General features: G+C 41.4%; 17 protein-coding genes. 15 read left to right on the top strand and 2 right to left on the bottom strand.

Annotated elements, in window-relative coordinates; all coding sequences use genetic code 11:
* Positions 1–45: 45 nt before the first annotated feature.
* Complete coding sequence (locus tag VYJ22_RS10310; protein ID WP_329903965.1) at positions 46–171, bottom strand: hypothetical protein; 126 nt, start codon at positions 169–171, stop codon at positions 46–48.
* 983 nt (positions 172–1,154) lie between these two features.
* Between VYJ22_RS10310 and VYJ22_RS10305 the strand changes: the two genes are divergently transcribed.
* The 9 genes from VYJ22_RS10305 to ppdK all read left to right on the top strand — a co-directional run bounded on the left by VYJ22_RS10305 (position 1,155) and on the right by ppdK (position 13,285).
* Positions 1,155–2,306, top strand: coding sequence for an NADH-dependent flavin oxidoreductase (locus VYJ22_RS10305; RefSeq protein WP_329903964.1), 1,152 nt, complete (start codon positions 1,155–1,157; stop codon positions 2,304–2,306).
* Between the two features lie 2,708 nt (positions 2,307–5,014).
* On the top strand, positions 5,015–5,896 hold the full coding sequence (locus tag VYJ22_RS10300; protein WP_329903963.1) for a cell division protein FtsX: 882 nt from the start codon (positions 5,015–5,017) through the stop codon (positions 5,894–5,896).
* Positions 5,897–5,992: 96 nt separating this feature from the next.
* On the top strand, positions 5,993–6,211 hold the full coding sequence (locus VYJ22_RS10295; RefSeq protein ID WP_329903962.1) for a DUF3098 domain-containing protein: 219 nt from the start codon (positions 5,993–5,995) through the stop codon (positions 6,209–6,211).
* A gap of 88 nt (positions 6,212–6,299) precedes the next feature.
* A complete protein-coding gene (locus VYJ22_RS10290; protein WP_329903961.1) occupies positions 6,300–7,142 on the top strand; it encodes an undecaprenyl-diphosphate phosphatase in 843 nt (280 codons plus the stop codon).
* Between the two features lie 4 nt (positions 7,143–7,146).
* Positions 7,147–7,896: a tRNA pseudouridine(55) synthase TruB gene (gene truB, locus VYJ22_RS10285; RefSeq protein WP_329903960.1), complete on the top strand. Its 750-nt coding sequence runs from the start codon at positions 7,147–7,149 to the stop codon at positions 7,894–7,896.
* A 16-nt stretch (positions 7,897–7,912) separates the two neighbouring features.
* Entirely contained in the window at positions 7,913–8,962 is a 1,050-nt protein-coding gene (gene queA / locus VYJ22_RS10280; protein WP_329903959.1) for a tRNA preQ1(34) S-adenosylmethionine ribosyltransferase-isomerase QueA, read from the top strand.
* A gap of 31 nt (positions 8,963–8,993) precedes the next feature.
* Entirely contained in the window at positions 8,994–9,485 is a 492-nt protein-coding gene (gene folK / locus VYJ22_RS10275) for a 2-amino-4-hydroxy-6-hydroxymethyldihydropteridine diphosphokinase (protein WP_329903958.1), read from the top strand.
* Between the two features lie 91 nt (positions 9,486–9,576).
* Entirely contained in the window at positions 9,577–10,248 is a 672-nt protein-coding gene (locus tag VYJ22_RS10270; RefSeq protein WP_329903956.1) for a glycerophosphoryl diester phosphodiesterase membrane domain-containing protein, read from the top strand.
* Positions 10,249–10,558: 310 nt separating this feature from the next.
* Positions 10,559–13,285: a pyruvate, phosphate dikinase gene (ppdK, locus tag VYJ22_RS10265; protein WP_329903955.1), complete on the top strand. Its 2,727-nt coding sequence runs from the start codon at positions 10,559–10,561 to the stop codon at positions 13,283–13,285.
* 12 nt (positions 13,286–13,297) lie between these two features.
* Here the strand turns inward: ppdK and VYJ22_RS10260 are convergent, their stop codons facing one another.
* Positions 13,298–13,582, bottom strand: a complete 285-nt coding sequence (locus VYJ22_RS10260) for a hypothetical protein (RefSeq protein ID WP_329903954.1) — start codon at positions 13,580–13,582, stop codon at positions 13,298–13,300.
* A 129-nt stretch (positions 13,583–13,711) separates the two neighbouring features.
* Here VYJ22_RS10260 and VYJ22_RS10255 point away from each other — a divergent pair, with 129 nt between their 5' ends.
* The 6 genes from VYJ22_RS10255 (at position 13,712) to nifJ (ending at position 22,807) form a co-directional block, all read left to right on the top strand.
* A complete protein-coding gene (locus VYJ22_RS10255) occupies positions 13,712–13,891 on the top strand; it encodes a hypothetical protein (protein ID WP_329903953.1) in 180 nt (59 codons plus the stop codon).
* A gap of 1,003 nt (positions 13,892–14,894) precedes the next feature.
* The gene (gene folP, locus VYJ22_RS10250; protein WP_329903952.1) at positions 14,895–15,809 is read left to right on the top strand and encodes a dihydropteroate synthase; all 915 of its coding nucleotides are present in this window, start codon (positions 14,895–14,897) and stop codon (positions 15,807–15,809) included.
* A gap of 16 nt (positions 15,810–15,825) precedes the next feature.
* Positions 15,826–16,590, top strand: a complete 765-nt coding sequence (gene cdaA, locus VYJ22_RS10245) for a diadenylate cyclase CdaA (protein ID WP_329903951.1) — start codon at positions 15,826–15,828, stop codon at positions 16,588–16,590.
* 90 nt (positions 16,591–16,680) lie between these two features.
* The gene (locus VYJ22_RS10240) at positions 16,681–17,733 is read left to right on the top strand and encodes a branched-chain amino acid aminotransferase (protein ID WP_329903950.1); all 1,053 of its coding nucleotides are present in this window, start codon (positions 16,681–16,683) and stop codon (positions 17,731–17,733) included.
* A gap of 230 nt (positions 17,734–17,963) precedes the next feature.
* Entirely contained in the window at positions 17,964–19,145 is a 1,182-nt protein-coding gene (locus VYJ22_RS10235) for an AAA family ATPase (RefSeq protein WP_329903948.1), read from the top strand.
* Positions 19,146–19,261: 116 nt separating this feature from the next.
* Entirely contained in the window at positions 19,262–22,807 is a 3,546-nt protein-coding gene (nifJ, locus tag VYJ22_RS10230; protein WP_329903946.1) for a pyruvate:ferredoxin (flavodoxin) oxidoreductase, read from the top strand.
* The last annotated feature ends 128 nt before the right edge of the window (positions 22,808–22,935 follow it).

Genomic DNA, 22,935 nt, shown 5'->3' with positions numbered 1-22,935 from the left:
ATTCATAGGCTCTTAAAAACAGCGTCTCTTACTATGTGCAGATTATCAATAATATAATATTACAACTCCTCTTGTAAATCTGCAAGTTATTGTATCAGTAGGTGCACAAACTTGAGACCGTTGCATAGCAGGCCAATTGCTTCGTTGCTTGCGAGATTCGCGCTTGGTCATTTACCTGAAGTAAACTCTCTGTGCACTCACTCTTAGCGCCTTGCACTTTACCCTCTCTGCCCGGTCAAAGTGTCTTTTGTCGGCTTTGCCTCCAAAATCCACGAGACTGTTGACTTTTGCAACAGTCTCTAAAAATTATTTCGCTCAAATATGCTTTTTAAGGGACGATCATTTAGAATAAAAAAGATAGCTACAATAGAGAATTTTTTGATGTTTTAAAAAGATTTTTTACTATAGTATTTGTTTCTTTTAGTCAGCATTTTACGCGTTCTATTAATCCCATATTATTTTGTTGTTACGGTTATTCCCGCTCTGGCTTTTGCCTTCGTTCCAAGCGTTTCTTTATAGGCATCCAGTTTGCCCTCCAATAATTCATTTTTATCTCTGACGAATGACTTACTGAAATATCCTCACAATTCACAATAGTGTTGTCATGACTTAGCGTAATTGATTGTGAGATATACTTTTTTCGCAACACAGATAAATCCATTGGGATGAATAATTCTTCCGCATGTTTCGACATGTGATGATCCACCGGAATCAAGTTTGTAAAGTGGGCATGTCTATTATGAAATCTTTACCGAAAAGGTATTACAACTTACGATTATAGCTGACAATGCAGTATAATTAATGTGCATATGCAATCTTTCTCCGTATCCCCATATGCGACAGTCATATATTCATTATCATTTTGTGAGAGAAAAAGGGTGCGTTTTTCTTTCTTTGTAATGAAGATTTTTATATTCAAGTAAGCGTTCTTAGTGTTTTGTAGAAGAATAGTAAAGATAAAACATATCCGCTCGTTTCCAAATCATAACCCGTTTTTTGAGTTGTGCCTTTTACTTCTTGTTTTTCATAGAATATTTTTCATAATAATCCAGACAATGCATCAATCGCAATTTCTTCTATATTGTAAAATGTGGAAAACCCATTGATTTGATTGATTGTTTTATCTGTACATAATTATTAACGATATATTTCTTATGAAGACAAAAGAGCTTATATTCTCTTCTTTCCGTTTTCCCAAATGCGGTATTGAACTGAAAAACAGAATTGTTATGGCACCTATGACTACTTTTTCAGGCCATGACGATGGTATGGTATCTGATGAAGAATTGGAGTATTATAAAGAACGTGCCGCTACAGCAGGGCTTATCTTGCCAGCATGTGCTTATATTCACCCGGGAGGGAAAGCCTTTACAGGACAAATTGGCGCTGACTCTGATGATAAGATCCCCAGCATGCGCAAAATAGCCGATACTCTCAAGTCACGTGGAGCCAAAGTGGTTTTTCAAATTCACCATGGTGGGCGTATGTGTCCTACCAATACTTTACCTCCCGGAACATTGCCCGTAAGTGCAAGTGCAGTAAAAGCTGAGAGAGATGGTTTGGTAGAGCCGCGTGCATTAGAGCCCGATGAAATCGAGATGCTTATCGAAGCATATGCTCAGGCAGCAGTGAGGGCTGTAAAAGCAGGCTATGAGGGTGTAGAAATTCATGGAGCCAATACTTATCTTATCCAGCAGTTCTTCTCGCCACATTCTAATAGACGCACTGATAAGTGGGGTGGAAGTCTTGAAAATAGAATGCGCTTTCCGCTTGCTGTTGTAGACGCAGTGGTGGAAAAAGTGCGCTCAACTACTGACCGACCTTTTATTATAGGATATCGCTTATCTCCTGAGGAGATTGAAACCCCGGGTATTACTATCGAGGATACCCTTCATTTAGTAGATGCCTTGGCTAACAAAGACTTGGATTATCTTCATATTTCAACTTTGAGTTTCAATTCTCCTTCCATGAGGAATCCTGAGGATACAAGGGCTCGTACTTTGGTGATCAAGGAATTTTTGCAAGATCGCATCCCGTTAATTGGGGTGGGGGAAGTACATACACCTGATGATGCAGCAGAAATTTTGTCATCAGGTATTCCATTAGTAGCAATGGGAAGAGAACTTATTATGGAACCGCATTGGCTGGAAAAGCTGGAGAGTGGCAAAGAAAATGAGATTGAGACCGAACTCTGTGTCGATAAGCGTAAAGAACTCAAAGTCCCCGAAACTATGTGGCAAATGATAACTTCACGTCCGGGCTGGTTTCCTACAAAGAAAACAGAGCTCAACATGGATAATTTCTGATCTGTTGTACCTCATTTTTTTATTCTAAAATATTGCTGGAATATCCATTTCCCCTTTCAATTGTGAGAGGGGCGGATTTTTTCAAAATATTTGTAGCCTTGAGATTTTGTGATTTAATGTCCGGATCTCAGGGCTAAATTTTCATATCCTCTATAATGTGGTGCTTGTTCAGCGGAATCAGGTTTTCTCGACTGTTTTTGTGCATTGATGTCTTGATCGAGTTTGGATTTTCCGATAGCAAAGAACATTATCACAATTTCTTGAAAGAAACGTCATGAGGTTTTCCTTCAGATGAGGCTCCACATAACTTTCTTTGAAAAAGTAATTCCTTTCTTTAAGCAAAATAATTTGTTCTGTTTCGTTGGGATTTTTGGAAAAGGAGGTTATGGCTCTGTAATATAGAGGTTAGAGCTGAAATAGATGTTGTTCGCAGGAATGAATTATCTCTCACGTAAATCTGTCTATTATATCGATGAGAGAGTATAATCTGACAAGAAAGGTAAGAGTATTATTTGTTAAATAGATATTTTTGGTGGTTAAATACAATCAAAAGGGTTGTTTTGGTGGCTATAATGGATCATTTAGTAAAACCTATGTGGTGTTACATTACCTAATAATTGTAAAAATAGATTATCAAGATACTCTCAATATTTTTCTAACTAGGAGTATATATTTTTCTAGTTAGGCTTTGCTAATTTTCTAACTAAGAAAACCTAACCACGTAGTTAAGAAAATAGCACAACCTTGTTAGAAAAATAATGAAGTCAAGTTAAGAAAATCGTTCTTAGAAATATTTCCACTAAAAAGCCGTAAAGAGAATGATAATATCCCTTTACGGCTTTTTTGATCTGTTTCAGATGTGTTTACTGTATTTTGACAATTTGATATTTCTTCCTTTTACTCCTATTTTGACAAAATGTAACTTCTAATAGCTGCATATACAAGCAACGTATAGGGAAAAATAAATACTTACCTATATTATTGTGAAGTGTACTATTTGTGTGAACGCTCATTTGCTGGGTATAAAAAGTAAATTGGTATTATGACAAAGATACAATATCTTACCCCCTTTGTCAAGAGTTCTTCTCATATTTTTTATCTCTACTCGTAAGAATATACTAACCGTGTGTTTATCTTAATCAAGTATGAGGATGCAACCATCCGATAAAAGAACTATTCTCAAATTAAATTAGGCCTATTTGAAACCTCTAAGTTGCAAATTTGAAGTAGATATTAAGACGAGAAACAAGCTAATTGAAATTAATGGCAGAAGGATAATCTTAAACATCAACATTATCATACACACCGCATTTTTTTGCGCTTTGGGTTCAACCATTGCTGAGGATGGGAGTTTGTTTACAGATAATATCAGCCTTAATAATCCTTCTTAGTTACTCTCTTTGTTGATTGTATTAAAAGATAAAACATATATATTAATCTGATTCATTGATATAAACGGATTGTATTTAACCTCTTCACTTTAATATCTCTATGATCAAGAATGTCTGTAAAAATGAATTGCTTTCTTATTTTATGGAAGGGCCTTTTGGTGTCAGATCTCAATTGTTTAGCCAATTATAGTCCTTATTTCGAAGCTTCGGGCAACATTCCATATCAGCTTAAACACATACTAAATAATAATAGGAACACTATTCATAGGTGTTTTAGGTATAAGTATTCTTTCATATTAACAAATTTGGGTATAAATACACCTTAAAAGGATAATTTTTTGTTTCATATTTGTAAATAATGTGAAAATAGCCGATTTTTGCAACAATAACATTGCAAAAAAGGCATTATAGTAATATATTTGTACTTGTTGAAGTAAACATAATCTTTCAAGAGAGGACAAAAAACAGGTTCTTTTTTGTGAGATTTTTACGTAGGTATAAAGATTCAGCAAGTCTGATTACGACCTAAATGCGTTTTTTGCTTAATTCTGTGCTCTTGGAAACGACCGCATTGTGAGTAAAAGAGATATATCTCACGAATAAAAGATTTTTAGTTTTTACAAGATAAGTCATATCCCTTCGTATGTGAGGGGATGCAAAAAACCATACTGATTTTGTTTGGTTTAAGGAGAAAATAACGTTTCTCTCTTTTTTATATAGTTCAATAGTGTCTGCGGCTACCCCACTCGTGAGAGCATGGGTGGCTGCTTTTTTTATAGCTGTATGTAAATTATTGCAGCGAGCAAATAAATAGTGTCAAATAGCCTGCATCATATCCGATGCAGTATATATAAAAAATATAAGAAGTGGTAAATATACTTTCCGGTGCCTACTTAGGAAAAAATAAATTGAGGGAAAAAGTATAATCTGAGACAACACATGCAAATTTACACATATTTTGATGGAAAACCATATGCTTTTGGACTTAAAATAATATATTTATATTAATTAAGTCGTATAAAGCCTTGGATATAAAGATTGGATGGAAATTTGGCTCTATATTTTATTTAGTTAGATTCTAATATTTCTCCTCTAATATTGTAAAATAATATCAGCATTGACGTTGTTTTTAATAAATATAAAAGGAGTAATTGGTGATCATATGCCTTGCTGCACACAGATTAAAATCCAATATGTTTGCCAGAGCTTGACGGAATTATTAAATTTGCATGCAAATTGGGCTCATTGTGTACATATCCAAGCTTTGAGTCTGTAGTTTGTAGGGTATACATTTGTACAAAAGCTTTCTTACAAAGTATGACACAAAAGAAAAAATCGCGCTCTACGGCGTTCTTTCACACACGATTGCTCAGCATCGTAAGTATTATGCTCACCCTCTTCATATTGGGCGGGGTCGGATTGGCCAAGATTGGCGGCAATCAGATTGAAAATCAGGTCAAAGAGCAGATCTCATTTACTTTGTTGTTGCCTCAGGGTAACTCTGAAGCTCAGAATTCTGAAATATACAGCTATATCAGTAAGCAGCCTTTTGTACGGAGCTGTAAGTTTATATCCCCGGAGAATGCTGCTCAGGATTTGGAAAAAGAGTTGGGTGAAAATCCTGTAGATGTATTGGGATACAATCCGCTCCAATCTCAAATTGAGATCAACCTAAAGGCGGATTATACCCACCCTGATAGTTTGACCAAAGTAGAAAATACATTACGACGGTGGAATGCTGATGCGGGACTTACTTACCGTCAGGATTTATTGCAGCAAGTATGCCGTAATATGCATACATGGGAGCTTATTTTATTGTGTGTAGCTATAATACAGCTTATTATCAGCTACATTCAAATCAATAATACTACTCGCCTCATCATCTATTCCAAAAGGTTCCAAATCAGAACAATGTCTTTGGTGGGAGCCAGACCGTGGTTTATACAGCGCCCTATCGTAGGGCAAAGCATGTTGGATGGTTTTTTGGGAGGCCTATTCTCTGTGGGGCTTTGGTGTTTGTGTCTTTGGGCTATACAGATCTATGCATTTACAGAGATAATGAATTATTTGCCATCAGATCAGCTCTTAATTCTTGCTGCTGCCTTAGTGATATTGGGCATACTGATTTCGGCCTTTACTTCTTGGCTTGCTGCAAGGAAATATATCCGCATGAACAATGGTAAGATCAATCTGATCTGACTATTACCGTGTATGCTCGGGCAGCACTTTTTTATTGATAAACAGAATGAAAACCCGGCGAAGCTCGCATGGGAAATTATTTAATAGTACTCAAATATGTTGTACGGTAAAAAGAATTATATCTTGATGGGTGCTTCTGTGCTCATTATTTTGATTGGATTTGTCCTGATGTCCGGTGGTGGATCTGCCGATGGAGTATCTTTTAATCCTGATATCTTCAGTTCAAGACGTATTGTATTGGCACCTATCATCTGTATGATAGGCTTTGTGCTGATGATTTATGCTATTCTGACCAAACCGGGTCGTAACAAATAAATAGTTTATTACAAAAAAACGTTCGGAGCCATAGATCGTGACTTTGTATGTCGGCGAGGTAGTTCCGTGCTTATCATTTTCTTATCGTATGACAGTTATTCAAAGTATTATATTGGCTATTGTCGAGGGACTTACTGAGTTTCTCCCGGTATCAAGTACAGGACATCTTATCCTTTCAGAAGGTATTTTGCAGATGGAAAATACCCCTTATCTCAGAGCTTTCACTGTAATGATACAGTTCGGAGCCATTTTGTCAGTTGTGGTGCTTTATTGGAGGAGGTTTTTTACTTTCGATAGCTCTAAAGCAGTCTCCACAGGTGATGGTACACGGGATAAAAGTTTGACAGGTTGGCGTCTTTATGCCCTTATTATAGTTGGCTGCATCCCTGCCGCAATTGCAGGTCTGATGTTGGAGAAATATATAGACATGCTTTTGGGTAATATCTGGGTTGTAGTGATCATGTTGTTTCTTGGTGGTATTGTGATGATAGCTCTTGATCGATATTTCAAAGCATCGGACAAACCCTCGGTAACTTATAAGAATGCTTTTGTAGTGGGTATTTTTCAGTGTATAGCCATGATCCCCGGGGTATCACGGTCCATGGCAACTATCATGGGAGGTATGCAACAAAAGCTTTCGAGGAAACAAGCAGCTGAGTTCTCCTTTTTCCTGGCTATACCTACTATGTTCGGAGCCACACTACTCAAAGGTTACAAATTATATAAAGAGTTTGGCATAGAGATTTTCAGAGAGAATATGACCACGCTCATCATTGGCAATGTGGTGGCTTTCATTGTAGCCATGCTTGCTATACGCTTTTTTATCGATTATGTTACGCGCAAGGGCTTTAAGGTCTTTGGTTACTATCGTATCATTGTATCCGTGATCTTTATGATCATGCTACTGGCCGGGGTGCCTTTAACACATTGATAAGATGAAGGATATCAAAGAGCCAATAAATCTCAAAGAAGGGGCAATCCTTTATTTTGATAAGCCACTCACCTGGAGTTCATTTGATTTGGTCAATAAATTTCGTTATCAGGCATCCCGACATCTTGGAGTGAAGAAGCTCAAAGTGGGGCATGCCGGTACATTGGACCCGTTGGCTACGGGTGTGATGATACTATGTACAGGTAAGTGTACAAAGCGCATTGATGAGTTACAGACCGGGACGAAAGAATACATTGCGGTAATAAGGCTTGGAGCCACAACTCCTACTTTCGATCTGGAGAGTGAGCCCGATGCTATATACCCTTATGAACATATTACTCGTGAACAAGTGATCCAGATCCTTACCAAAAAATTTATCGGTCGCATCGAGCAGGTCCCACCTGCATACAGTGCATGTAAGGTCAACGGTCACAGGGCTTATGATTTGGCACGAGCCGGCAAGGAAGTTAAACTCAAGTCACGCGAACTTGTTATAGATGATATAGAGTTATTGGATTTCGCTCTGCCGGAGATTACTATTCGTGTAGTATGCAGCAAGGGCACTTACATCAGGGCTCTGGCTCGTGATATCGGCGAAGCGCTGGGTTCCGGCGGACACCTGGCTTCTCTGCGTCGTACCCGAGTGGGGGATGCTCTTATCGACAATTGCATCAAAGTAGAAGATATAGAGCTTTTTCTGGCCAATTATGTTCCTCTTGATGACATCTCGATCACTTCTCAAACGGATAAATAAATAAAAATATATAGACATGAAGCTTTCACAATTCAAATTTGACCTTCCTGATAATTTAATCGCCAAGAAGCCTACACACTTCAGGGATGAATCGAAATTATTAGTTCTTCATAAAGAGACTGGTGATATTGAGCATCGTATATTCAAAGATATATTGGATTACTTCGATAAAGACGATGTTTTTGTTTTCAATAATACCAAGGTCTTCCCCGCACGTCTCTATGGTAATAAGGAGAAGACGGGAGCGCAAATTGAGGTTTTCCTGCTTAGAGAACTCAATAGTCAACTCAAACTTTGGGATGTTTTGGTCGACCCTGCACGTAAGATACGTATCGGCAATAAACTTTACTTTGGCAAGGACGATAGCATGGTGGCCGAGGTAATAGACAATACCACCTCACGTGGGCGCACAGTGCGCTTCCTCTACGACGGATCTCATGAAGAGTTCAAGAAGCAACTCTTTGACCTGGGAGAAACGCCTATACCCAAGTATATGGATCGTGCGGTAAATGCTGACGACGCAGAGCGCTACCAAAGTCTTTTTGCTGAGGTGGAGGGTGCTGTAGTGGCTCCTGCCGCCAATTTGCACTTTAGCCGTGAACTACTCAAACGCATGGAGATCAAGGATTGTCGCATGGCTTTTCTCACAGTACACAACGGATTGGGCAACTATCGTGAGATCGATGTAGAAGACCTTACCAAGCATAAGATGGATAGTGAGCAAATGGTTGTTCCCAAAGACGCTTGTGATATTGTAAATCGTTCACATGACTTAGGCAAACAAGTCTGTGTCGTGGGTACTTCCACCTTGAGAGCTATGGAAACGGCAGCAAGTACAGATGGTCATTTGAAAGAATATGAAGGTTGGACCAATCGTTTTATTTTCCCCCCTTATGACTTCAACCTCCCTACATCGCTGATAACAAACTTTCATATGCCGTACTCTACTTTACTTATGATGACTGCTGCTTTCGGAGGCTATGACAACGTCATGAAAGCATATGAAGTAGCCGTAAAAGACAAGTATCGCTTCGGCGGATATGGTGATGCAATGCTTATTATTTGATAGATACATTTATAAATAACAGTCTTGATTGATGAAATTGCCCGATACTTCTTATAACGTAGTCTGCTTGGGATTAGGAAGCAACGAGGGGCATAGGGAAATGTTTCTCAGATCGGCTGTCAAACTTATTGGAGAGAGAGTGGGAGATATCCTTGCTCTCTCTCATTTTATAGAGACTGCTTCATGGGGATATGACTCTGACAATAAATACCTCAATGCTGCAGTGAAGGTGCAAACATCATTGTCTCCATTCCAAACACTCGACATCACTGAAGGAATTGAGCGAGAGCTTGGACGCAACGTTAAATCTACTTCCGATAGCGGTTACAGTGACAGACCCATTGATATTGACATCCTGCTTTTTGGTGGTGAGATTATCAATACTCCCCGTCTCATCATCCCCCATCCATTGATGTGCAGTCGAGAGTTTGTGATGAAGCCATTGGCTCAGATTGCTCCTGATTTTATTCATCCTATTTGTGGAAAGCAAATAATTAATATCTTTAGGGATATGAAGTTGTAATGCTTCCCATTTTCATGGGTGCTTGCTTCTTCATTAAGTAATATCATCATACGAGGACACAATTATTAACTATTAATAGCAAACTGGAACTATGCATTATTCTTTTAATCACTCGGACGCCATCAAAAGGTCTTGGCGGCTACTCATGGAGAATAAGATACTCATTGTATTCACATTGATCTATTTTATCATCTATGTGGTCAATTATTTTTCTGTGGAAAATGCCCAGCAGATTGGCAGCTATTCGGTCGTGTTTATGTCAAATATCCTTATGGTTATTATTGCCCTCATCTTCCAAATCGGTATAATACGTACAGCTTTGCAAATTACAAGGGGGCATAAACTTACCAATAATGAGATCAAGCGCAACTTCTGGATGCCTAAGTTGTGGATTCCCGTATTTGTAATTTCCGTGCTTTATGCTCTCATGCTTTTTGTTGGGTTTATATTTCTTATCATTCCCGGTATTTGGATTATGATCCGACTCACTTTTTCCGTTACGGCATATATTGACAGGAAAGAAGGCTTCTCAGAGGCTTTTGCCCGCAGTTGGGAAATTACCAAGAACAACTTCTGGGAAGTGCTGCTCTACTACATTATTTCTCTTGGCTTGACATTGCTGGGGCTAATCTGCTTAGGGATCGGTACTATATTCACATTACCTCTTATTTATATCTACAGTATTATGCTCTATAGGACTATCTCCGGAGAATCAGATGTGCCCGCCGAGCAAGATCTGTATGAAATGCACATTGTGGATTGATAATTTGTGTACTGACCGCGTTCTATATTGGTAGAAACTAAGAGCTAACAACACCATTACTAAACTTATACCGCCTCAAAAGTAGCCTAATGGATGCTTTTGAGGCGGATTTATGTTTTTTTATACTACAAAACAGACTTAAATCGCAAAGTCATGATTGCAATTTTACTTTTATTCGTATATTTACCAAGTATTTTTTAAAATCGAAAACCACAAAGGATACATTTTTAAGACAAAACGTATTTTAAAGCACATTTAAGAGATATTAAGTTTGATTTTTTTACATAATACTCATAGAAAAAACATCGACATGGAAACAAAACGAGTTTACACTTTCGGCAATGGAAAAGCCGAAGGCAAAGCTGATCTTCGCAACCTACTGGGAGGAAAAGGAGCAAATCTTGCGGAAATGAATCTAATAGGGGTACCCGTACCTCCGGGATTCACTATTACCACCGACGTGTGTAACGAATACTTCCGGATAGGCAAGGATCAGGTTGTAGAGTTATTGCGCCCCGAAGTGGAGCAAGCACTAAAACATGTTGAGATTTTGATGAACTCCAAATTCGGTGACCCCGAAAATCCCCTTCTGGTTTCAGTGCGTTCAGGAGCTCGTGCATCTATGCCGGGTATGATGGACACTATTCTTAATCTGGGACTCAATGATGAAGTTCTTGAGGGCATAATCAGAAAAACGGGCAATGAGCGTTTTGCATGGGATTCCTACCGTCGCTTCGTACAGATGTACGGCGATGTGGTGCTGGGACTCAAGCCTACAAGTAAAGAAGACATCGATCCTTTCGAGAAGATTATTGAAGACGTAAAGCATGAAGCCGGTGTTCATTTGGATAGCGAGTTGAGCGTAGCCCACCTGAAAGATTTGGTAAAACGCTTCAAAGCTGCCGTAAAAGAAGAAACGGGTCAAGACTTCCCCACTTCTCCCGAAGAGCAACTCTGGGGAGCTATCATGGCGGTTTTCAATTCTTGGATGAATGAGCGCGCCATCCTCTACAGACGTATGGAGGGTATCCCGGCAGAGTGGGGTACTGCGGTGAATGTGCAGGCTATGGTATTTGGCAATATGGGTGAGAACTCCGCTACCGGAGTATGCTTCTCTCGTGATGCTGCCAATGGCGAAAAGCTTTTCAACGGTGAATATCTCATCAATGCTCAAGGCGAAGACGTGGTAGCCGGTATACGCACGCCACAGCAAATCACCAAGATCGGGTCGCAACGCTGGGCAGAAAGAGCGGGTATCTCTGAAGCTGAAAGAGCTGATAAATATCCCTCAATGGAGGAGGCTATGCCGGAGATCTACAAACAACTCGATGAAATACAACACAACTTAGAGATGCACTACAGGGACATGCAAGACATGGAATATACGGTGCAGGAAGGTAAGTTGTGGTTCCTCCAGACTCGCAATGGTAAGCGCACCGGTAAGGCTATGGTCAAGATTGCCATGGACCTCATGCGTGAGGGGCTTATCACCGAGAAGGAAGCTCTCAAGCGTATTGATCCCAACAAACTGGACGAACTATTGCACCCTGTATTCGATCACACATCTCTTCTTTCCGCACATCTTCTTACCAAGGGGCTACCGGCTTCTCCCGGTGCAGCATCAGGGCAGATTGTCTTTTTCTCCGACGATGCAGCAGAGCAGCATGCAGGAGGTAAAAATGTAGTACTTGTGCGTATTGAGACATCACCTGAGGATCTTGCCGGTATGTCTGCTGCCGAGGGTATCCTTACCGCTCGCGGAGGTATGACCTCACATGCAGCAGTAGTAGCCCGTGGTATGGGTAAGTGCTGTGTATCCGGTGCAGGATCGTTACTGATCGATTATAAAAAACGTACCGTAGAGATCGATGGTAAATTACTGCACGAAGGTGATTTTATCTCTATCGACGGCTCTACCGGTAAGGTATATGAGGGCTCGGTGGAGACCCGTGCCGCTGAGATGGACAATGATTTCAGAGAGCTCATGGAGCTTACCGACAAGTATGCCAAGCTAAAAGTGAGAACCAATGCCGATACACCTCACGATGCTGCCATCGCTCGCGGATTTGGAGCTGTAGGTATAGGTCTTTGCCGTACCGAGCACATGTTTTTCGAAGGCGAGAAGATCAGAGCCATGCGTGAGATGATCTTATCGGAAAATGCCGAAGGGCGCGTGAAAGCACTGGATAAAATACTGCCTTTCCAAGAGAAAGACTTCAAAGGTATCTTCCGTGCTATGGATGGATATCCTGTGACAGTGCGTCTATTGGATCCTCCTTTGCATGAGTTTGTACCCCATGATGAGAAGGGACAAGAGGAAATGGCTCAAGCCATGGGTGTATCCGTACACACCATACGCCAGCGTGTCGAGAGTTTGTGCGAGCACAATCCGATGCTGGGGCATAGAGGTTGTCGCTTGGGTAATACTTACCCGGAGATTACTGAGATGCAAACACGTGCCATCCTCGGCGCATGTTTGGAGCTTCAGGCCGAGGGCGTAAAGTGCTTGCCCGAGATCATGGTACCCCTCACCGGTATCCTATATGAGTTCCAGGCTCAGGAGACGGTAATACGAGAAACGGCCGAAAAGCTATTCAAAGAGAGAGGTGCTTCTGTAGACTTCAAGGTGGGTACAATGATAGAGATACCACGTGCTGCTCTTACGGCTGATCGTATTGCATCATCAGCAGAGTTCTTCTCATTTGGTACCAATGACCTTACTCAAATGACGTTCGGTTACTCACGTGATGACATAGCATCATTCCTGCCTGTTTATCTTGATAAGAAGATACTCAAAGTGGATCCTTTCCAAGTATTGGATCAGAATGGAGTGGGCAAGTTGGTAAGAATGGCTACGGATGCAGGACGCAGTACACGCCCTGATCTCAAGTGCGGTATCTGTGGTGAGCACGGTGGTGAGCCTTCATCAGTAAAATTCTGCCATCGTATAGGTCTCAACTACGTATCATGTTCTCCTTTCCGTGTACCCATAGCACGCTTGGCAGCGGCACAAGCTGTACTGGAAGAAGAAAAATAAGTAATAATTTTTTTAGTTTTTTGTATCAGCCCTTATCGACTGTGGTAGCCGGTAAGGGCTCCTTTTTTCATCTGCGATAAGTTTGGGAAAACTATCGGCCACACCCTCATACCCCCAATAATATATGATCAAACCGATGGTTGTAGTAAAACCGACGATCAATACCAAGGTGAAGAAACTCTTTTTATGGAATCTTGTAGCCGGTGTGTTGTGGTAGTTGGATGCTTTCAGTATGAATAGCGTTTGGGGTATTGTGTTATGGGTCATACTTGCGATAGGAATCTTCTCTACTATCATGAGACTGTTGCAAAAGTCAACAGTCTCGTGGATTTTGGAGGCAAAGCCGACAAAAGACACTTTGACCGGGCAGAGAGGGTAAAGTGCAAGGCGCTAAGAGTGAGTGCACAGGGAGTTTACTTCCGGTAAATGACCAAGGGCGAATCTCGCAAGCAACGAAGCGATTTGCCTGCTATGCAACGGTCTCATCATAGGCTTTGTCCGTACTATATTCTTTCAATGTTTATTCTTTGCGGCAAAAAGGAGGTTATGACTATCATTTTGTCACTTTTTCAAGCCTTATCCGATTTTTACCTACTGATGAGCTGAACGCTCTTTTTCGGGGGCTTGACAAAAGGGTAAACGATGTTGTATCTTTGTAAATAACAAGAGCTGCACCCATTATCCCTATTTTGAATATGAGAACAAATCCGTCTAATATGTTATCGCTACGATCTACAGTCTGCTACTGCCTATTACGCACATAGCACAGGTAACTCTTGTATCTCATGAGCCCTCTTCTGAGCTTTTTCCATAGCTCTGGCAGCTATTCCACACTTATATTTCCTCAAAGAATACATAATGGCCCAATATCCCTGTCCGATAAGTGCTCCGACTTATCATACACGGTCGGCTGACCTATCCTACACGGTCAATTGATTTATCGTATACGGACGATCGACTTATCCTATATAGTCGGCTTACCTATCGTATCAAGTCGATAGACCTATTAGGATCGGATTGTCATCCTCATATACAATTTACAATTTGCTTCTGCCTCTCTAAAAATATAAGCTATAAGCCGCCTATATTATTTGAATATTTATTTATCGTACATTTTGCAGATGTGTTATTTATTAAGGTGTGCTTTTCTTGTGATTCTCGTCCATCAAACTTGCTCCCTTATTTGAACTCTGTACAAATAAGCCGAGTGTTGTAACTAAGACAAGGCCGATTTTGGAGTGTTCTTATTGATTATTAATTTGTTTAGTTTCTTTAATATGAATTGATTATATCAAATCTTATCTCTCTTGCTCCGGTTACTTATTTTGACAATTTGTCAAAACAGACATCTCCTCCGTGTGTCGTGTGGGCTGTAGTGTATTTAGTAAAAACATAGTTCTTTAGTGCGCAGGCTACTATACGCCATGCCATATGACAGTGACCCAAATGATCACTTGAGAGTGGCCTGTGATACGGATAAATATTTACTTGTCATCTATAACTCTGCGATGCGGGGCAATGTAGCATCAGAGTGATCTTTACTTTTTTGGTGATGAGTGATAATAATGTTACACGGAATTGGTTAACTTTGGACAAAACTTAAACACGAATGAAACCTCAGACACTCAATCTTAACGGAAGGCTACTACTCCTCAATGACCCTCTTGTAATGGGAATTCTCAATGTAACACCGGACTCATTCTATTCCGGAAGCCGCAAACAGGGTGACAAAGAGATACATGATCGCATAGAAGAGATCGTGTCGCAGGGAGGACGTATGGTGGATGTGGGGGCTTATAGTACTCGCCCCGGTGCTGAGGCGGTGGATGCGGCTACCGAAATAGCTCGCCTTAAGCCCGCTCTGGAGATACTGAGAGATGAGTACCCGGACCTGCCCATATCGGTAGATACTTTCAGAGCCGATGTGGCACGTGCTGCGGTGGAGGAATATGGGGCGGATATGATCAATGATGTGTCTGGTGGGCAGATCGATCGTTCGATGTTTAGCACTGTAGCATCATTGCGTGTGCCTTATATATTGATGCATATGCGGGGAACTCCCGAGACTATGCAGCAGTACACGGAGTACAACGATGTGGCGGTAGATATTTTGGACTATTTTATTGATCGTGTAGGGCAGTTGCGTTCATTAGGCGTCAATGATATTATTTTGGATACTGGCTTCGGATTCAGTAAAACGGTGGATCAGAACTACGAACTCATGGCTCGGATGGAGGAGCTCAATGCATCATTGCAGTTGCCTCTGCTGGTGGGAATATCGAGGAAAAGCATGATATATAAATACCTTGGAGGTACGCCTCATGATGCTCTCAACGGCACTGCCATACTCAATACTTACAGCCTGCTACACGGAGCCGATATCTTACGTGTACATGATGTGAAGGAAGCAGTGGAGTGTGTGAAGCTCGTGAGCAAATTGCGTAATTATGAACGTATCAATCCCTCTCAATATGTGCATCTCTCCAATCCTGACAGTGTGATGCGAAACGAAAATATGCAGTAAAATCAAATTATAAGCTATGTGGTTACCCTTTACATTTAAGGATGCAACGGATATCTTGTTGGTATCGATCTTTTTGTACTATACGTACAATGTGCTCAAAAACTCAGGTAGTAGGGCCTTGTTTACGGGTATCATCACATTCATAGTACTGTGGATACTCATATCTCAGGTGTTTGAGATGAAGCTCATGGGAGCTATCTTGGACAAGTTTGTGAGCATCGGGTTCTTGGTATTGGTGATCTTATTTCAGGATGAGTTGCGAAAGTTTCTGTCCACCATAGGATCAGCAAAAAAATGGAAGCGAATCAACGAAAAGCTACTCGATAGGAAAAAGGATACTCAAGAGGAATACAAGTTTATAGCCCCGGTGGTGCTGGCATGTATGAATATGGCTCGCAAGAAGACCGGAGCTCTCATAGCCATACAGCAGAGCTTGGATCTCTCACCCTACTCACATACGGGTGAGATGTTTCAGTCCGAAATAAATGCCCGTCTCATCGAAAATATTTTTTTCAAGAACAGCCCGTTGCATGACGGAGCCATGATTATTGCGGACAATCGCATCCGTGCCGCCGGTTGTATATTGCCCGTGGCTCACAATAGCGATCTCAACAAAGACCTGGGACTCAGACACAGGTCCGCTCTGGGACTGTCGCAGGAGACTGATGCCAAGGTGATCATTGTAAGTGAGGAGCGAGGCACTATCTCACTTGCTTTTAGGGGTGAGCTGCATCAGGATATCGATCTTGACAAATTGCAGGATTTCCTTACGGAAGATTAAATTTTTGTCGGCTATATTTAGGTTTTTATCCTTAGCTTTTCATCTTAATATTGGTTATCTTTGTGATATTGTAAATCAAATATTAATCTAATGACTAAAGCGAATAAACCAATGGAAAACAAAAAAGACATTGACTGGTCATCGCTGACCTTTGGCTACGTGCCTACCAACTACAATGTACGTTGCTACTATCGCAACGGTGCATGGGGCGAAGTGGAAGTATCTTCGTCCGACATGATAAGCATCCCTATGGCTGCTACATGTCTTCATTACGGACAAGAGGCTTTTGAGGGTATGAAGGCCTTCCGCGGTAAAGACGGGAAAATAAGAATATTCCGCCCCGAAGAAAACGCTAAGCGTTTGCAAAGTTCATCACAAGGGATTATGATGCCGGAAGTACCTACTGATCTTTTTATAGACATGGTAGAGAAGGCAATCTTGTTGAACAAAGAATTTGTCCCTCCCTACGGTACCGGAGCATCTCTCTATATACGCCCCCTCTTGTTGGGATTGAGCCAACAGGTGGGAGTGAAGCCTGCAGGCGAATATCTCTTTATGATATTTGTAACACCTGTGGGCCCTTATTTCAAAGAAGGCTTCAAGCCTACTCCTATGGCTATCATGAGAGGATATGACCGTGCAGCACCTCTGGGTACGGGTACTATCAAGGTGGGCGGTAACTATGCTGCCAGCCTCAAGCCCGGCGAGATAGCCCATCACGAGGGATACTCTGCCGTGTTGTTCTTGGATGCCAAGCACAAAGAGTTTATCGATGAGTGTGGCCCTGCCAACTTCTTCGGAATCAAAGATAATACCTATATCACCCCCAAAAGTACTTCCATATTACCCTCTATCACCAATAAGAGTCTAATGCAAATAGCTGAAGATCTCGGAATGAAAGTGGAGCGCAGAGAGATACATGTGGATGAACTCAACACCTTTGAGGAGGCCGGAGCTTGCGGCACCGCTGCTGTGATAAGCCCTATCCTGCGGATAGATGATCTCGATGAGCACAAGTCTTATGTGCTCAGCAAAGACGGCAAGCCGGGCGTAATGAGTGAAAAACTCTACAATAAGTTGCGTGCCATCCAATATGGTGAAGAGCCCGACACCCACAATTGGGTGAGAATAGTGGAAGAATAATAATGTAAACATTCTTAAAAAGAGTTATAAAGTATAAGGCTTTATTCTAAGAGGTAAAGTATTTATCTATAATATTTAAAGGCGATTGAGTGTATTGGATACTCAATCGTCTTTTTTAACATTACCATGTAAATAGACACAAAAATCCGTAATACCTGCATTTTGTTATGTGTAAGTTGCATTATGTGTATTTTATCTTTATCTTTGCTACCTAGAAATAGCGAAATACTGTGGACATCTTTTATAGAACTCACGATTATTTGGTAAGGAACTATAATCCTTCTCTCCGAAGGGCCCTTATGGATGAGATTGACTGGAGTGACCGGTTGATTGGGATCAAAGGACCTCGCGGAGTAGGGAAGACTACATTCCTTCTCGATTATGCCCGAGAAAAATATGGCTCTCTCAATCGTGAATGTTTATACATCAACCTTAATCAATTTTACTTTACGACCTGTACATTGGTGGAGTTTGCAGGTAACTTTGTAAAGGCTGGCGGTAAAGTTTTACTTTTGGATCAAGTCTTTAAATATCCCGAATGGTCATCAGAGCTAAGACGTTGTATTGATCTATACCCTGACCTCCAGATCGTGTTTACGGGCTCATCCGTTATGCGATTGAGAGAGGAGAATAAGGATCTCAACGGCATAGTGTCATCCTATAACCTTACCGGGTTTTCCATGCGGGAGTTTATCAACCTGAAGCAAGGACTCAATCTCCCGTCATATAACCTTGAAGAGATCATAAAGAATCATGAAGAGATAGCCCGTAATATTCAAAAGGAAGTTAACCCCATGGATTATATTCAGGATTATCTTCATCACGGCTACTACCCCTTCTTTTTAGAGCAAAGAAATTATTCCGAAAATTTGCTTAAGACCATCAATATGACACTTGAAGTCGATGTATTGGTGATCAAGCAAATCGAGCAAAGATGTCTTTATAAGCTCAGGAAGCTGTTGTATCTGCTTGGACTCAGAGCACCTGCCGCTCCCAATGTGTCGCAACTGGCGTCTGAGATAGATACTTCCAGAGCTACGGTAATGAATTATCTGAAATATCTGGCTGATGCCCGCCTGATTACCTTATTGAACAAACCCAATGAGGACTCAAGTAAGAAGCCGGCCGTTGTTTATCTTGATAACACCAACCTGTCGTATGCCATGAATCCTGATCATGTGTCGAAAGGTGATGTACTCAAAACATTTTTCTTGGATCATGTGAAGCATGGTAATAAGGTTACAGTAGGAGATAGGTCTCAGATCAACTTCCTGATTCAGGATAAATATAATTTTAAAATTGATGAAGTGGTGGGGTCACGCTATCGTGCCGACAGGTACTATGCCGTACATAACCTGACAGTAGGCGATAGGAATGTAATCCCGCTTTGGCTCTTTGGCTTTCTCTATTAGGAAAATAGACCAGGCTTAACCTTGTCCCATGCAATCTTTCTTTGAGATAGGACTGATTGTACGTTTTTATTACTTTACTGCTTACAAAAGAATTATTCACTTATACAGGATTAGTAATGGCTAAAGAAAAAAAATTCCTGACTTGTGATGGTAACCAAGCTGCTGCGCATATCGCATATATGTTTAGCGAGGTAGCGGCTATCTACCCCATCACACCATCTTCTACAATGGCTGAGTATGTCGATGAATGGGCTGCTCAAGGTCGTAAAAACATTTTTGGAGAAACCGTTTTAGTAGAAGAAATGCAAAGCGAAGCCGGAGCTGCAGGTACCGTACACGGTTCGCTCCAGGCCGGAATGCTTACCAACACCTTTACAGCTTCACAGGGACTTCTATTGATGATCCCTAATATGTACAAAATCGCGGGGGAATTATTACCTACCGTATTTCATGTAGCGGCTCGTTCTCTGGCAGCTCAAGCGCTGTCTATCTTTGGAGACCATCAAGATGTTATGTCTGCTCGCGCCACAGGTTATGCCCAGCTATGTACCGGCTCGGTGCAGGAGGTGATGGATCTTGCGGGTGTGGCTCATCTGGCTACTATCAAATCACGTATTCCTTTTATCCATTTCTTTGATGGCTTCCGTACTTCACATGAAATACAGAAGGTTGAGGCTTTGGATAACGAAGATTTAGCTCAGTTTATAGATCGGGATGCTTTGAAAGCATTCCGTGAAAGAGCTCTTAATCCTGAGAAGCCTGTATCAAGAGGTATGGCTCAGAACCCTGATATATACTTCCAAGCCCGTGAGGCTTCGAATCCTTTCTATGATGCTGTTCCTGAGATCGTGCAGGAATACATGGACAAGGTAGCTACCGTTACCGGCCGTCAGTATCACTTGTTTGACTATTACGGAGCCGAAGATGCCGATAGAGTGATTATAGCAATGGGATCTGCTACGGAAACCATTAGGGAGGTTGTCGATTATCTCACAGCTAAAGGGGAAAAGGTTGGTCTGCTCGCAGTACATTTGTATCGTCCTTTTAGTGCTAAGCATTTCCTTGCGGCTATGCCTAAAACAGCAAAGCGAATTGCTGTATTGGACAGAACCAAAGAGCCGGGAGCTAATGGTGAGCCTTTGTTCCTTGATGTCAAGGATTGCTATTATGGCTTGGAGGATGCTCCTATGATTGTTGGAGGTCGTTATGGACTTTCTTCTAAAGATACTACTCCCGCCCACATTGCTGCAGTTTATGAAAACCTTAGTATGAATCTACCTAAGGATCATTTCACTGTTGGTATTGTAGATGATGTCTCTTTCACTTCATTGCCTCTAAAAGAAGATCTAATCTTTGATACCGGTATCTACGAAGCTAAATTCTTTGGCTTGGGGGCCGATGGTACAGTGGGTGCTAATAAAAACTCTGTAAAAATCATCGGAGACAACACCAACAAATATTGCCAGGCTTATTTTGCATACGACTCTAAGAAGTCGGGTGGTTTCACTTGTTCGCATCTTCGTTTCGGTGATACCCCTATACGTTCTACTTATCTTGTAGTAACTCCTGACTTTGTAGCATGTCACGTACCTGCATACTTACGTCTCTATGATGTTACAGCAGGCCTCAAGCCCAACGGTACATTCCTACTCAACTCTCTTTGGGATGCAGAAGATGTAGCCGAGCATATCCCTAACCATGTAAAGAGGTATTTGGCTAAGAATAATATTCGCTTTTATATCATCAATGCAACTCAAATTGCCGCTGAGATAGGTCTCGGTAACAGAACTAATACGATACTTCAATCAGCCTTCTTCAAGATCGCCAATGTGATTCCTTATGAATTGGCTGTAGAGCAAATGAAGAAGTTCATTGTGAAGAGCTACGGTAAGAAGGGTGAAGATATTGTGAACAAAAACTATGCTGCTGTAGATCGTGGCGGTGATGTTACTGAGGTAGAAGTAAAACCGGAATGGGCAAGCCTGCCGGATGATGTAGAAGAAGTACACGAAGGTGATACTCCTTTTGTAAACAACATTGTGCGTGTTATCAATGCTCAGAAAGGTGACAACTTACCGGTATCCGCATTCAAAGGACGCGAAGACGGTACATGGGACAATGGTACTGCTGCTTCTGAAAAGCGTGGTGTAGCTGCGTTTGTACCTGAGTGGTATGCCGAAAACTGTATCCAATGTAATCAGTGTGCCTATGTGTGCCCTCATGCCACTATACGTCCTTTCGTTTTGGATAAAGAAGAGCAGGAGAAGACTAATGTTACCGCACTCAAAGCTATGGGCAAGCAGTTTGCCGATATGACTTTCCGTATCCAAGTAAATGTATTGGATTGCTTGGGGTGTGCTAACTGTGTTGATGTATGCCCGGGTAATAAAAACGGTAAAGCTCTTGCCATGAAGCCTATCACTGAACTTTATGATGAGCAGGATAATTGGGATAAGATGGTAGGTGAGGTTTCATCAAAAGCTCATTTGGTAGATACTAAGGCAAATGTCAAGAATTCTCAGTTTGCTACCCCTCTATTTGAGTTTTCCGGCGCATGTTCCGGTTGTGGTGAGACTCCTTATGTTAAGCTTCTTTCTCAGCTTTTTGGAGACCGTCAGATGATTGCCAATGCTACCGGTTGCTCTTCTATCTATTCAGGTTCGGCTCCTTCTACTCCATATACTGTGAATGAGAGAGGTGAAGGCCCTGCATGGGCAAACTCTTTGTTTGAGGACAATGCCGAGTTTGGCTTGGGTATGTACCTCGGAAATAAGAAAATGCGCCAACGTTTGGTGGCTACAGTACAAGAGGCTATAGAAGGTCCTGATTGTTCAGAGGAGCTTAAGGCTTTACTTGCCGAATGGCTTGACAAAAGAGAAGAACCTGAAGCATCCAAATCTCTTGCTGATCAGATTAAGCCTCTTATTGAGAAATGTACTTGTCCTGTATGCCGAAGTATGACGGAAATGAAGTCTTTCTTTATCAAACGCTCGCAGTGGATTATTGGTGGTGACGGATGGGCATATGATATTGGCTTTGGTGGTGTAGACCACGTATTGGCTTCAGGTGAGAATGTAAATATATTGGTTCTTGATACCGAAGTATATTCTAACACCGGAGGACAATCATCCAAAAGTACTCCCGTAGGCGCTATTGCCAAATTTGCCGCTTCCGGGAAAAGAGTTCGTAAGAAAGATCTTGGCCTTATCGCTACCACTTATGGATATGTGTATGTTGCACAAGTGGCAATGGGTGCCAACCCAGCCCAGACTCTCAAAGCTATTCGTGAGGCTGAGGCTTATAACGGGCCATCACTTATAATAGCCTATTCTCCTTGTATATCTCATGGACTTAAAGCTGGTATGGGTAAGGCTCAGGCTGAGCAAAAAGAGGCTGTTTCTTGCGGTTATTGGCACCTATGGCGATTCAATCCTGAGCTCGAGGCACAGGGCAAAAATCCTTTTGCTCTTGATAGCAAAGAGCCTGATTGGTCTAAATTCCAGGACTTCCTCAAGGGAGAGGTTCGCTATGCAACCTTGTTGAAACAGTATCCTGATGAGGCTCAAGAATTGTTTGATGCTTCGATGCAAAATGCACAATGGAGATACAAAGGTTATAAGCGTCTTAGCGAAAGACCTGACGCAGAAGTCAATCCGGCCTAAGATTAATAGTGTTTTTTATCACTACCAAATGGTATGTTTTATGACTTTTAAATAATAGTTATCATTTTGGTATCTCTGATACTTACAATAGAGAGCCTTATCTGTTCATAAGCAGTTAAGGCTCTTTT

The sequence above is a fragment of the Porphyromonas pogonae genome, assembly GCF_036320655.1.
Taxonomy (GTDB): domain Bacteria; phylum Bacteroidota; class Bacteroidia; order Bacteroidales; family Porphyromonadaceae; genus Porphyromonas; species Porphyromonas pogonae.
The sequence above is the reverse complement of the archived record's forward strand: the minus strand, read 5'-3'. Positions and strand labels throughout refer to the sequence as shown.